Annotated in this window: 11 protein-coding genes; 7 read left to right on the plus strand and 4 right to left on the minus strand. The window is 72.4% G+C overall.

The window, feature by feature from the left end; genetic code table 11:
• Positions 1-3: 3 nt before the first annotated feature.
• Together hydA and OG472_RS34280 are read left to right on the plus strand one after the other, a co-directional pair.
• Positions 4-1,404, plus strand: a complete 1,401-nt coding sequence (gene hydA / locus OG472_RS34275; protein ID WP_405832753.1) for a dihydropyrimidinase — start codon at positions 4-6, stop codon at positions 1,402-1,404.
• Positions 1,405-1,422: 18 nt separating this feature from the next.
• The gene (locus OG472_RS34280; protein WP_405832755.1) at positions 1,423-2,424 is read left to right on the plus strand and encodes a TIGR03842 family LLM class F420-dependent oxidoreductase; all 1,002 of its coding nucleotides are present in this window, start codon (positions 1,423-1,425) and stop codon (positions 2,422-2,424) included.
• A 73-nt stretch (positions 2,425-2,497) separates the two neighbouring features.
• Here the strand turns inward: OG472_RS34280 and OG472_RS34285 are convergent, their stop codons facing one another.
• From OG472_RS34285 to OG472_RS34300, 4 genes are read right to left on the minus strand one after another with little or no spacing between them, the layout of a single operon-like run.
• Positions 2,498-3,184 carry a hypothetical protein gene (locus OG472_RS34285; protein WP_405832757.1) on the minus strand — a complete coding sequence of 229 codons (687 nt, stop codon included), beginning with the start codon at positions 3,182-3,184 and terminating at the stop codon, positions 2,498-2,500.
• Between the two features lie 56 nt (positions 3,185-3,240).
• A complete protein-coding gene (locus OG472_RS34290) occupies positions 3,241-4,419 on the minus strand; it encodes a hypothetical protein (RefSeq protein ID WP_405832758.1) in 1,179 nt (392 codons plus the stop codon).
• Between the two features lie 14 nt (positions 4,420-4,433).
• Positions 4,434-7,304, minus strand: coding sequence for an ATP-binding protein (locus tag OG472_RS34295; protein WP_405942370.1), 2,871 nt, complete (start codon positions 7,302-7,304; stop codon positions 4,434-4,436).
• Entirely contained in the window at positions 7,301-8,470 is a 1,170-nt protein-coding gene (locus OG472_RS34300) for a hypothetical protein (RefSeq protein WP_405832762.1), read from the minus strand. The genes OG472_RS34295 and OG472_RS34300 overlap by 4 nt, the downstream gene beginning before the upstream one ends.
• 130 nt (positions 8,471-8,600) lie before the next feature.
• Here OG472_RS34300 and OG472_RS34305 point away from each other — a divergent pair, with 130 nt between their 5' ends.
• The 5 genes from OG472_RS34305 to OG472_RS34325 all read left to right on the plus strand — a co-directional run bounded on the left by OG472_RS34305 (position 8,601) and on the right by OG472_RS34325 (position 13,271).
• Complete coding sequence (locus tag OG472_RS34305; RefSeq protein ID WP_401604696.1) at positions 8,601-9,086, plus strand: hypothetical protein; 486 nt, start codon at positions 8,601-8,603, stop codon at positions 9,084-9,086.
• Between the two features lie 26 nt (positions 9,087-9,112).
• A complete protein-coding gene (locus OG472_RS34310; protein WP_405832764.1) occupies positions 9,113-10,897 on the plus strand; it encodes a hypothetical protein in 1,785 nt (594 codons plus the stop codon).
• Complete coding sequence (locus tag OG472_RS34315; RefSeq protein WP_405832766.1) at positions 10,894-11,067, plus strand: hypothetical protein; 174 nt, start codon at positions 10,894-10,896, stop codon at positions 11,065-11,067. Before OG472_RS34310 ends, OG472_RS34315 begins: the two co-directional genes overlap by 4 nt.
• 4 nt (positions 11,068-11,071) lie before the next feature.
• Positions 11,072-11,632: a hypothetical protein gene (locus tag OG472_RS34320; RefSeq protein WP_405832767.1), complete on the plus strand. Its 561-nt coding sequence runs from the start codon at positions 11,072-11,074 to the stop codon at positions 11,630-11,632.
• A gap of 64 nt (positions 11,633-11,696) precedes the next feature.
• On the plus strand, positions 11,697-13,271 hold the full coding sequence (locus OG472_RS34325) for an AAA family ATPase (protein ID WP_401604705.1): 1,575 nt from the start codon (positions 11,697-11,699) through the stop codon (positions 13,269-13,271).
• The last annotated feature ends 48 nt before the right edge of the window (positions 13,272-13,319 follow it).

The raw sequence follows: 13,319 nt of genomic DNA on the forward strand, positions 1-13,319 counted from the left end.
CCCATGAGCATCCGCACCCTGATCCGCGGCGGCCTCGTCATCACCGCCGCCGACGAACTGCACGCGGACGTCCTGATCGAGGACGGCCGCGTGGCGGCCCTCGCCGCACACGGCTCGGCGGCCGCCGACGCCTGGACGGCCGACCGCACGATCGACGCGGGCGGGAAGTACGTGATCCCGGGCGGGGTCGACGCGCACACCCACATGGAGCTCCCCTTCGGCGGCACCTCCGCCTCGGACACCTTCGAGACCGGAACCCGGGCCGCCGCCTGGGGCGGCACCACCACCATCGTCGACTTCGCCGTGCAGAGCGTGGGCCACTCCCTGCGCGAGGGACTCGACACCTGGTACGCCAAGGCCGACGGCAACTGCGCCGTCGACTACGCCTTCCACATGATCCTCTCGGACGTCAACGAGGGGACCCTGAAGGAGATGGACCTCCTCGTCGGGGAGGGCGTCACCTCCTTCAAGCTGTTCATGGCCTACCCCGGCGTCTTCTACAGCGACGACGGGCAGATCCTGCGCGCCATGCAGCGGGGTGCCTCGAACGGCGGGCTGATCATGATGCACGCCGAGAACGGCATCGCGATCGACGTCCTCGTCGAACAGGCCCTGGCCCGCGGCGAGACCGACCCCCGCCACCACGGCGAGGTCCGCAAGGTGCTCCTCGAAGCCGAGGCCACCCACCGCGCGATCCAGCTCGCGCGGGTCGCGGGTGCGCCGCTGTACGTGGTCCACGTCTCGGCCGAGGAGGCGCTGGCCGAGCTGGCCGCCGCCCGCGACAAGGGCCTGCCCGTCTTCGGGGAAACCTGCCCGCAATACCTGTTCCTGTCCACCGACAACCTCGCCGAGCCCGACTTCCAGGGCGCCAAGTACGTCTGCTCCACGCCGCTGCGGCCGAAGGAGCACCAGGCCGCGCTGTGGCGGGGGCTGCGGACCAACGACCTCCAGGTGGTCTCCACCGACCACTGCCCCTTCTGCTTCCGCGGCCAGAAAGAGCTCGGCCGCGGGGACTTCTCCAAGATCCCCAACGGGCTGCCCGGCGTGGAGAACCGCATGGACCTCCTCCACCAGGCCGTCCTGGACGGGCACATCAGCCGCCGCCGCTGGATCGAGATCGCCTGCGCGACCCCGGCCCGGATGTTCGGCCTCTACCCCCAGAAGGGCACCATCGCGCCGGGTTCCGACGCCGACATCGTCCTCTACGATCCGCACGCCGAGCAGGTCATCTCCGCCGAGACGCACCACATGAACGTGGACTACTCGGCGTACGAGGGCAGGCGGATCACCGGACGCGTCGACACCGTGCTGTCGCGCGGCGAACTCGTCATCGACCAGCGCGAATTCACCGGCCGGGCCGGCCACGGGGCCTTCGTCCCCCGCGCCACCTGCCAGTACCTGTAAGCGTCAAGGAGCCGCCCCATGGACTTCGGCCTCGTCCTGCAAACCGACCCGCCCGCCTCGCAGGTGATCAGCCTCATGCGCCGTGCCGAGCGCAACGGCTTCCGCTACGGCTGGACCTTCGACTCCGCGGTGCTGTGGCAGGAGCCGTTCGTCATCTACAGCCAGATCCTGGAACACACCCGCAAGCTGCACGTGGGCCCCATGGTCACCAACCCGGGCACCCGCACCTGGGAGGTCACCGCCTCCACCTTCGCCACCCTCAACGACATGTTCGGCAACCGCACCGTCTGCGGGATCGGCCGCGGTGACTCGGCGATGCGGGTCGCCGGGCGCAAGCCCAACACCCTGGCCCGGCTCGGCGAGGCCATCGACGTCATCCGGGACCTCGCCGAGGGCCGCGAGGCGGAGGTCGACGGCAACCCGATCCGGCTGCCATGGGTCCGCGAGGGCCGGCTGCCGGTGTGGATGGCGGCGTACGGCCCGAAGGCCCTCGCCCTCGCCGGGCAGAAGGCGGACGGGTTCATCCTCCAGCTCGCCGACCCCTACCTCACCGAGTGGATGGTCAAGTCGGTCCGCGAGGCGGCCGCCGAGGCCGGCCGCGACCCGGCCGCGATCACCATCTGCGTCGCGGCCCCCGCGTACGTGAGCGAGGACCTCGCGCACGCCCGCGACCAGTGCCGCTGGTTCGGCGGGATGGTCGGCAACCACGTGGCCGACCTCGTCACCCGGTACGGCGAGCACTCCGGGCTGGTCCCGGACGCCCTGACCGAGTACATCAAGGCCCGCCAGGGCTACGACTACAGCCACCACGGCCGCGCCGGGAACCCGTCCGCGGACTTCGTTCCCGACGAGATCGTCGACCGCTTCTGCCTGCTGGGCCCGGCCGAGGCCCACATCGAGAAACTCCGGTCGTTGCAGGCCCTCGGCGTCGACCAGTTCGCGGTCTACGACATGCACGACGCGAAGGAGGCCACGATCGACGCCTACGGTCAGTACGTCATCCCGGCGTTCAACCGCTGACGTCACTGTGCCCGGCCCGGCCGCCCCCCCTGCGACCCAGGTACAGCGGAGTCCAGGGGCAGCCGGGCCGTGCTCAGAGGTCCTTGCCCGGGCCCAGGTCGTCTCCCCGGCCGCGGCTCCGGCCCGGCCCCTTCGAAGGCGCACCGCGCCCCTGCTCCGCGCTCTTGCCGGCGTCAAGGCCCAAGGCCTCGTCGGCGGGTCCGAACCCAGCGGCAGCCGCCCTGCTGCCCGCCCGGGCCGCCGCCGTGGCCTGGCTCTCCTGCTGCCGGAGCAGCCTCGCCTGCTCCTCAGTGGTCCCCGTGGCTGCCTCAGCACCTGCCGAAGGGGTGTTGGCCTCGCGCAGCCAGAGGTTCGGCTTCCCCGCCTGTGGCGGAGGCTCCCCACCCAGTGCCAGCGCCCTTTCGCCCCCGGTGTCGTCGTCCTCGGTCTTGCGGCGCAGGGCCTGGCTCTCCTGCTGCTGCCGGAGCAGCCTCGCCTGCTCCTCAGTGGTCCCCGTGGCTGCCTCAGCACCTGCCGAAGGGGTGTTGGCCTCGCGCAGCCAGAGGTTCGGCTTCCCCGCCTGTGGCGGAGGCTCCCCACCCAGTGCCAGCGCCCTTTCGCCCCCGGTGTCGTCGTCCTCGGTCTTGGGCCGTTCCCCGATGTCCAGGAAGTCGTTCGGGTCGTCCTCGGGCACCTTGTCGTTCGTCGGCTCCGCCTCGGTGGTGTCGTGGTCCGGCCACTCCACGCCTTCGTTCCGGTACTTTCCGATCTCACCGCTCATGGTGTGCCTTCCTTCAGGTCGCGGTTCTGGAAGTCGCCCTGTTCGCGGCCCCGTTCCTACCGAGGCACACCGGCCTGCCCCTCACCGCCGGCGCGGGCCTCGCGGGCACGCATGGCCAGCTGGACGGGCAGGAGCCCCTCGGCGGCGGCCGCTGCCTCCCGGCGCAGCCTCGCCTCCCTTTCCTCATCGGTCTCCGGAGTGGCGTTGGCCTCGTACAGGGCGGGGTCCGGCTTTTCCACCCTGTCCAGGAAGGCGTAGGGGTCGTCCTCCGGCACCTCGGACCCGTAGGCGTCCTCCTCCGTCTCCACAGCCTCGACGCCGGCGTCGAACGAGGCTTCCCCGCCTTCGGCCCCGCCCTCGCCACCGCTCTCACCACTCATGACGTTGTCCTTCCGGTCCTGGCCCTCGGTATCTGCACGCTTGCGCTCCTTTTCGCTGACGATCGTCTCGGCGCCCGGCGGAACGGCCACGAAGTGGGTGAACACCATCTGCTTCCGACGGAGTTCCTCCGCCCTCTCGTCCGTGGTGGCGGGCAGCCGCTGCTCCGAGTAGAAGAGGTGGGTCGCCTGCTTGATCTGGTAGCCGAACCGGGTGTGGAACTGGACCTCGAAGTTCAGTCCCGACTCCGCGTCCTGCCAGAAGGTGTTCACACCCCTGTACACCTCGTCGTTCCAGAAGTTCTTCACATCCAGCTGGGTGTGTCCCTGCGCGATGAGCGTGTCGATGGCCTTCCACGCCCCGGCGGAGTACTCGTCGTCGGGGAGCTGGATGGTGTAGCGGAGGGCGTCCTTGATACGGGTCGTCACTTCCTCGTCGCTCACTCCTTCGGCCGCGTAGTCGGCGGCCTTGCGGCGGAGCGAGTCCAGATCCTTGACGGAGTGCTTCAGACCGACCAGATGGACACGGCGCGCGTCCTCGAACTTCTCCTTCCAGTTCTGCGGCTTCCGTTCCTCCTCCCGGCCCTCGATTCCGCCGGCGGCCACGATGGCGCCTTTGATGCCCTTCCGCAGGCCGGACTCCCGAGCGTGCGCCTGTTCGTGGAACTTCTCGACCCGTGCGTCGAGCGTCAGCTCCTCCTTGCCGGCCTCGGATCCGCCGGGCCGGTCTTCCCCTTCGGCCGGGCCCGGGCGTTGGTGGAAGCTTTCCCGGCCGTCCGCAGCCTCGGCCGACTCATCGTGGGGCTCGGCGGGTTCATCCGCCTCCCCGGCACCGGATGATTCCGTTCGCGTCTCCATCGCTCCTCCTGTGCCTATGTCTCCATGAACTTCAGCAGGGCGGACTCGAAGCCGTACTCTGCGGCCACGTGCACACCGAGGCAGTAGCCCACCGCCTTGGAGGTGTGGGCCGGGTGCCGGACCGCGAGTTCCGCCCGGCAGGCATGCATCGCGTTGGTCGTCGCGTCCATTGCGGTCTTGTTGCCGGCGGCGCGCGAGGCCAGGGTGCGGGCGCGTTGCAGTTGCGGGAGGGCTCCTGTGGTGACGGCGGCCCGGACGAGGCAGGGGGCCAGGCAGCGCTCGCAGGCCTGGAAGGGGCGGGTGGCGGGTTCCGTCGCCGGGTGGGGTGGCAGCGGGCCCCGGGTGACCATCGCCTGCCACAGCGCAGCCTCGTACTCCCGGCCGGTCGCCCCGGGAAGCTGCCCGAGGCGGCGGAGCGTACGGATGTGGCGGCGGATGCCCGTCCCGACCAGGCAGCTGGTCCGGCTGCCGGGGTGCGCGGCCGCGAGCGGGCGCATCAGATCCACCACGTCCGTGCCCCCGGCGGCCGCCGTCCACAGGGCCACGGCGAGTTCCGCCTGCGCTCCCGCCCCCTCGCTGACGTGGTGGTGCAGGGCGTCCTCGGGGCGGTGGCAGCGGGCCCCGTACGGCTGTGGCGTCGGCGCGGGAGGGTCCCGCAGCGGCCCCGGCGTCAGATCGGGGCCGGTGACCTGGACGGACTGGGGGCGGACCAGCTCGCGCGAGGACAGCAGGCAGCGGCCCACCGTCAGCGAGCCGAGCATCGGGGTCTCCGTGTCCGACAGGCCCAGGGCGCCGCCCAGCGACGCCTGGTCGTCGGTGTCGACGATCCGGTGGGCCAGTTTGAGGTTGGTGTTGCGCAGCACCTCACGGGCCACGGCGGCCGGGCTCTGGTCCACCACGACCAGCGCCTCGCCGTACGCGCGCACCTCGGCCAGCAGCTGCGTCATCAGGCGGGAGGCGACACCGGCGGCGTCCCCGTCCTCGGCGCCGGTCGGGCGCGGCTCCGGCATCAGGCGGTGGGCCTCCTCGATGACCGTCACATGGGTCACGCCGGCCGACTCCCCCCGGGACCGGGCCGCGTCGGAGATGTAGAGGACGAGCAGCGCGGCCAGGAAGGCCCGCTCCTCCTCGTCGCCCAGGTCGCTGAGCCGCACCAGGGTGGGCCGCTCGGTGAGCCAGCCCGGCGGGCCGCTGCCCGCCACCCGTTCCGCGCGTCCGGGCTGCAGGAGCAGCCGCAGGCGCAGCCCGAGCGAGGCCCGGATGTTGCTCTCCACCTCGCCCTGGTAGCGGAGTTCGGCGACGAGGGAGTCGAGCCGGGCGGCGGCGTCGTGCAGGGTGACCTCGGAGCCGGCGGCCGCATCGGTGGCCAGTTCCTCCAGGATCAGCGCGGCCACGTACGGCATCGGCACGGGCATGCCGAACGCGGCGCGGAACGCGGTGCCGACCTGCGCGATGTGGCGGTCGGCGGGCTGCCCGGGCCAGGGTGCGAGTACGTTCATCCGCAACTCGGTCCCGGAGACGACGGTGAGGCCGCCCTCCAGCGCGGCGGAGAGCCGTGCGTAGTCCCCCTTGGCGGGGTCGATCACCAGGAAGGGCACCCGGTGCTCGTTCCACAGCTGGAGCAGCAGGCTGCTGGTGGTGGTGCTCTTGCCGGAGCCGGTGATGCCCGCGACGAAGGCGTGTCCGGCGAGGTCGTCGACGTCGATCAGCGCGGGCAGGTCCGTGCCGAGCCAGTGGCCGAGGGTGAGGGCGCGGCGCGGCCGGGAGGAGCGCCGCCCGGCCGGCAGGGCGCGTCTGACCTGGAGGTCTCCCACGGCGTCGGCGGGCGGTACGAGCAGGGAGCCGAGATCGCGGGAGCTGAGCCAGCCCACGGCGGGCGCGGCCCCGGCCACACACCGGGCGGTGTCCCAGTCCTGGGCCCGCCCCTCGGGCGCTGCGGCGGTCTCGGCCCGCAGGGCGCGGCAGAACGCGGACCGGACCACGGCGGCCGTCTCGGGGGTCCGGGCGCACAGGTGGACGCCGACGCTCCAGCCGCCGGTGCGCAGGCAGTCGTCGACGAGGGCCTGCCAGGCGCCGAGGGTGGCGGTGACGGCTTCGGCGCGGGGGTCGACCACGGAGCTCTGACGGTGTTCGGCGACGCCTTCGGAGAGGGTGACCCGGCGGGCCGCCTGGGCCCGCAGATGGGCCAGCCGGCCGCCCGCCGCGGCCAGTTCGCCGGTCTCCAGGGGCTGCAGGGTCAGGACCACGCACCAGCCGGCCAGGGGGAGTCCGAGCAGTCCGGCGAGATGCGGCAGCCGCTGGTCCTCGGCCAGTCCTCCGCCCGCCGGGGGCTCGGCGGACCGGGACCGGCAGACGAGGGCCTCCTCGGTGTGCGCCGGATCCGCGACCACCGACCAGCCGGGCGGGGCGCCGGGCTCCCAGATCAGGTCCGGGGCCTGGTCGGAGAGCCACTGGCGGATTCCGTCCGCCCCGGTGTCCGCCCCGGTGTCCGCCCCGGGGTCCAGTCCGATGGCCACCCCGGCGCGGCCGGTCTCGTCGGAGCCGACGATCAGGGCGGCCGGCCGGCGGAGGGCGGCCAGGGAGCTCCAGGCGGCCGTCGCCCGGGCGGCGGCGAGCCGGGGTTCCTGGTCGGCGGCCGCCTCGCGCAGGCAGAGCCAGCTGAACCGGTCCGGGGCGACGCCGAGTTCGTGGAGCGGGGCGGCCGGAGTACCGGGGCCGGGCCCGCGCGAGAGCCGTTCCTCGGCCGCCGCGAGGGCTTGCTCGTCGGGGGCCCATTCGCGGGAGGATTCCAGGAGCGCCGCGACCTGTTCGAGCAGCGGCGGCAGCGTCGCGTACACCTGCGGTCCGGCCGGTGTACGGCTGGGACCGCCGTTGGCCCGCGTCATCCCACGACCGCCGTGACCTGGGTGAAGAGGTTCAGGGCCAGTACGGCGGCGAGCACCCAGGCGAGCCCGTCGGCCCACACGCCGAGCTGGAACCGGCGGCCGGTGCGGGTGGTGACGACGCTGGTGGCGGGGCCGCCGGGGACGGACAGCACCTCGGCGCGGCGGATCCTGATGTGTCCGGTGCGCAGGCCGCGCCGTTTGACCCGGATCAGGTCGCCCTGCCGTACCTCGGGCCCCTGGAGCTCGCCGACGAGCGTGCAGGCGGTGACGCCGCCCGTCATGTCGCGGATGCGGAACCGGCGGACGGACTGGTGGAGTTCGCCCTGCCCCGCGGACTGGGCGGCCCGGGTCCCGCTCCTGAAGCCGCTCAGGAGGCCGGTGAAGACCAGGCGCAGGGCCGTGGTGATCAGGGTGAGGCAGCCGCGGACGAGGGACATCCCCATGGAGAAGATCCCGCCTGCGCCGCTTCCCGGCAGGGAGACGTGGAAGACGATGCCGAGGGCGACGCCGATCACGGCGAGGAACACCAGGAAGTAGAGGAACTCGTCGAGGGCGGTGCCGAACGAGACGCCTTCGCCCATCGAGGCCACCAGCCGGAACAGCGCGAACAGGAGCTGCAGCAGTCCGAGGGCGACCAGGGCGCCCACGCCGAACAGCCGGTGGCGGACGGTGTCGAGCACCACGGGCCCGTCGACCAGTCCCTCCAGGTGCGCGCCGGTCCGCCGGCCTCCGGAGGAACCGGGTAAGTGCGGGGCGGGCGGCGGCGGGGGAGCGGCGGCGGCGGGCGGTGCCGGAGGCGGCATCCGCCCGGGTGGCGGGGTCCCGGCGGGCCCGGCGGGTGGCGGCAGCGGTCCGCGCCGCCCTCCGGCGGCGTCCGGGACGCTTCCCGGCACGTGGACGATCCGGCGCGGCGCGGACCGGTCCGGCCGCTCGTCGCCCCCGTCGGGGGCCGGGCGGGTGCGCCGCACCGGTGGCAGCGGGGGAAAGAGCGGCGCATCGGCGTCGTCCGGGCGGCCGGCGGGAGCCGGGAACAGCGGAGCGTCCGAGGCGGCGGGCGCTGCGGCCGGCGCCGGTGCCGTGGCGGCCGTACGGACGGGCATGCCGCAGTGGGGGCAGGAGCCGGAGCCGAGATCCTCCTCCCGGCCGCAGTTCCAGCAAGTCTCCATCGCTCCCCCGGAATTGACGATCGAAGATGGCTCAAGTCTCTATGAGTTCGACTCGGAAGCACGTAGGTTTGAGTAAATTGACGACCCATCATGACCAGATCGGGTTGACGCGTGTATGCGGGGGGACCGTATGGAATTCGGACAGCGGCTGCGCCGTGTCCTGGGCCCGTTCGCCCGCGAGACCGAGACCCGCGCAGCGGCCCGGAACGAGAACGCGACGCTCCCGAGCACCACCGGAGGGCAACTGGCCGCCGGACTGTCCAGGCCCCGCCACGCAGGACTCTTCGAGGCGCTCCACCGGCTGGACGCCGGCCTGAGCCCCGAGGCCCTGCGCGAGCTGACCGACTGGATCCGTGAGGAATACCAGAGCGAGTACGGCGACTTCCCGGTGGGCTGGATCGCCGTGTGCGGCCTGGGCCCGCCGTACGTCGACCACCGGCTCGACCTGACCATGGCCATCCTCCAGCACTACACGCCGGGCGACGTGGTCCCCGAGCCCTACGCGCGGGCCCGGATGCTCGTCCGCACCGGCGCCTACCCGCTCGTCGAGGTGTACGCCAGCGGAGCCCTCGTCCCGGTCCCGCCCGACGGAGTCGTCTACACCCGCGGCATGTGAGCCAACGAAGAGGAGCAGAAGGCTTCATGGCAGACATCGACTACCACCTGCGCAGCCAGGTCTCACAGCTCACCAGCCTGGTGAACCAGCTCGACCAGGGCCTGGTGGCGGTCTCCGCCCAGGTGACCGGGGTGGAGGCGACGCAGCGCGACACCCGGGACTCGCTGCAGAAACTCCGCGACGAATTCCAGGCGTTCGTCCACTCCTCGCAACTCGCCGACGCCCTCCAGCGGGCCGAGACCAGGATCGGCGTGATCCTGGACCGCATCGAGCACGACTTCGGCCACCACAAGGTGGTGCGCCGCACCACGGTGGGTCTGCTCCAGGCCTTCGACACCGGCCTCGTGTCCGAGGAGTCGGTACGGTCCGTCAGCGACGAGCTGATGATCCAGACCCCCCGCTACTGGCTGGCCCCCGCCCTCGTCGCACTGGCCGCCTGGTCCTCCGACGACCGCGAGCTGTGCGAACGGGCCGTCACCGAGGCCTTCCGGCGCTCGCCCGGACGCACCTCGCTGCTCTTCGCACTGATCCTCCGCCGCCAGAACCGGCAGGCCGCCGCCGTGCGCTGGCTCCTGCACTACCTGCGCGCCCAGGACCCGACGGCCCTGGGACGGGAGTTCGCGGTCATCCTGGAATCCGTGGCCCAGGGTGCCTTCGGACCCGCCGGCCGGGAGCTGCTGCGCACCGTGCTCGACGAATGGCTGGAGTTGCTGCTGGAGGGCGACCAGGCCGTCGCGGCCCAGGTCCAGCGCTGGCGCGCCGAGGTGGAGGCGCACCGGGCGAAGTCCGCGAAGGAGGACTTCCCGAGGCTGGCCGCGGTGTCACCGCAGTGGCCCGCGCTGGAGTCCGTACTCGGCGCGGCCGAGGCGCACCGGGCGCTCCTGGAGAAGTACACCCGGTTGACGAGCCAGGAGAACCGGCCCAGCCACCGGCTGGAGGACCTGGTGGACGACATCCTCGACCGTCTGGTGTCCGAGTACGACAACGAGGAACTGCCGCTGCGCCGGGACCTGGCCTACAACGAGGCCGTCGTCGCGCACGACGGCGACACGGCGGCCGCCCGGAAGGCCGCGGACGCCGACGCCACCTCGCTGGAGGAGAAGCTCGACTACCTGACCGTCCAGTCGGCCTCCGCCCTCAACCCGGCCGCCATCGGCGTCTCCACGGCCACCCAGCGGCTGGCCGTCGGCGCCTGCCGCGACTGGTTTCGCCAGGCGCACGCCGAGTTCAGCCGGGACTACCGACTGCACATCCCCGGCACCGTCGAAGCCGTCTTCCAGCCCAGCCACAACCTCGGCGCGCAGACCTTCGGACTGCCGCGCTGGAGCGGCGCGTTCACCACGCCCATGGAGCAACTGGAAAAGTCGCTGAGCGACCACTGGGACACCCATGTGCGCCCGTTCGTCGCCGGCCTCGTGCCCGCATGGCACACGGTGGTGGCCCTTCCGGCCGTGGTGCTGCTGATCCTGCTGTTCGTCTCCATGAACGTCGACCCGGGGGGCGGCCTGATCGTCACCCTGCTGGTGGGCGGGATCTGGGCGCTGGTGATCGCGCACGGCCGCCGCGGGGCCCTGGAGCGGCAGAGATACGCCCAGAGCGTGCTGGACCGGTCGAAGGCGGACTCGCTGCTTCAGCTACGCGCCGCCGGAGCCGAACTCGTCGACTACGAAAGCCGGTTCCGCACCGCCGACGCCGAGGAGTCAGCCGTACGGGAGATGATCGACGGCCTGGCCGGTGCAGGCGAGGGGAACTCCCCCTTCGAGGCCCGCGTCGTGCGTCCGGCCGCGAGCCCGACAGGAGAGACGCCATGAGCGGCAGCCGGCAGGACCAGAGCGCGCCCGACCCCCTCCCGTGGGCCCGGCAGCCGACCGCCGCGGAGGAGACGACCACCGCACGGCTGCGCCGGATCGTGGAAGGGCTGCCCGACTGGGAACCGCTCCCGCCCGGGGAGATCGTGGTCCGGCGGGGCGGGAACGACTGAGCCGATGCTGTGGACCTCCGGAGGCCCCTACCGCGCCTGGGCCGACCACCTCGACGCCTGGGCCGACGAGCGGGTGCCGGTGGACCCGGCACTGCCCCGGCTCGTACCGGCCGATTTCGCCGCCGAGACCTGGACCCGGCTGGTCGAGCGGATCCGGCAGGCCCTCGACCGGCGGCTGCACCACTGGAGCCGGCTGCTGACCGCGGCGATGGCCGAGGCGTCCGACGAGTTCTCGGTCGGCCGCGCCCTCGTCCAGGCCCGCGCCGGACTGCGGGAGATCCGGGCCATGGCGGGCCACCCCGGCCTGCCCGCGGACCTCCGCGACCGGCTCCGGGACGCCATCGACGACCAGATCCGCGACGCCCAGAACTCCCTGGAGCAACAGGTGGAGAACATGCGGAGGCAAGGCGTCGACCCACGCCTGACCGAGGCGCGGCTGCGCGCCGTACGGGACAGCTCCCTCGTCGCCGCACTCGACGCTCTGCCCCCCGCCGCCGGGCCCGATCCCGACCCCTGGCGACTGGACCCGGCCGCCCGGCCGCGCCGCCGGGTCATCACCGACTGACGCCGACGCCCCCCCGAGACAACCGCCCGTCCCACTGGAACCACACGATCGACAGAAGGTCTCCATGCCCCTCTTCGCCGAGGCCCGCCGTGATCTGGACAGCTACATCGCGGCCCGGATCCCCGTCGTAGGCCTGCGCACCATCGAACAGCCGCGAGCCATGAGGCTGGTCAGGGAGGCTGCAGGCAGCCCGGCCCGTGCCGGTCTGCCCTTCTGGGTGTACACCCGGGCCACCGGACTGCGCGATCTGCGGACCAACGCGCCGGTCAACGAGGACCGCTCCCTGACCGGCGCGATGGAGTTCGCAGCGGCTCAGTTCACCGGCCGGGCCCAGGCCACGGTCGTCTTCGTGGACCCCGACGACGTCAGCGGCGACAGCCCCTTCACGCGCCACCTCTCCGAGCTGGCGCGGCTCGCCGACAGCAACTCCGGCTGTCTGATGCTGATCACGGACACGCCCATCTGGACGGGACTGCTGCGGCTGGGCATGACCTTGCAGCTGGACCTCCCCGACGCGGAGGAGATGTACACGCAGATCACGAGCTTCCTGGGCGACCATCACGGCGTCGTGCCGATCGAATGGACCGAGCAGGACACCCGGCGGGCCGCGGAGTTCCTGGTGGGCGTCACCGAGGCGGAGGCCGTGAACCTGCTCGCCACCATCGTGGCGAAGGGCTCGGTGAAACGGGAGGACGTCCATCTGCTGGCCCGCGCCAAGGACCGGATCTTCGGCGATCTGGCCGGGCTGGAGCGCGTCCAGGTCAAGGAGGCCGACCGGCAGATCGGCGGTCTGGCCACCCTGCGGGCCTGGCTGCGGAACAAGCGGGAGCTCCTGGAGTCGGATCTGCGCGGCACCGGTCTGCGCCCCCCGCGCGGCGTGCTGCTGGTGGGCGTGCCGGGATGCGGGAAGTCGCTCTCCGCCAAGGCCATCTCCGCGGAGTGGCAGCTGCCGCTGTACCGGCTGGACCTCGCCTCGATCCTGGGCAAGTACGTCGGCGAGTCCGAGGGCAGGCTCAAGGACGCGCTGGAGACCGTGGACCGGATCTCCCCCTGCGTCCTGTGGATCGACGAGATCGAAAAGGGGCTGGCCGGGCAGAACGACTCCACCGGAGTCAACCGGCGGCTCGTGGGGCAGTTCCTGTTCTGGCTGCAGGAGAGCGACTCGCGGTCCTTCGTGGTCGCCACCGCCAACGACGTGCGCAGCCTGCCCCCTGAGCTGTTCCGCAAGGGCCGCTTCGACGAGCTGTTCTTCGTCGACCTGCCGGACGAGGCGGACCGTCGGGAGATCATCGCCATGTACTACCAGCGCTACGTGAAGGTCGCCCCGCCGCGGGACCTGCTCGACGCCCTGGTGTCGATGTCGGAAGGCTTCGCCGGAGCCGACCTCGAATCGGCCCTGCACGACGTCGGCGCCATGCGGCACATCCGCGGTGAGGCAGCGGTGACTCCGGCGTTCGTCAGGGACACCTTCGCCAATACGATGCCGCTGAGCCGGACCAACCCCGAGCAGATCGAGGACATCAGGGCGTGGGGCCGGGACCGCGCGGTGCCGGCGGGCACCCCTGCCCCGGCGCCGGAACCGGGTGGACGGGGCGGCCGCCGCATCCTTCCGCAGCCGGAGGTGGGAGGCGGATTCTAGAGGCCGCGATCGACGCGTACGGGCAGCACGCCATCCCGGTGTTCAACC

Origin of the sequence: Streptomyces sp. NBC_00207 (assembly GCF_045160965.1) — a bacterium.
Lineage (GTDB): Bacteria > Actinomycetota > Actinomycetes > Streptomycetales > Streptomycetaceae > Streptomyces.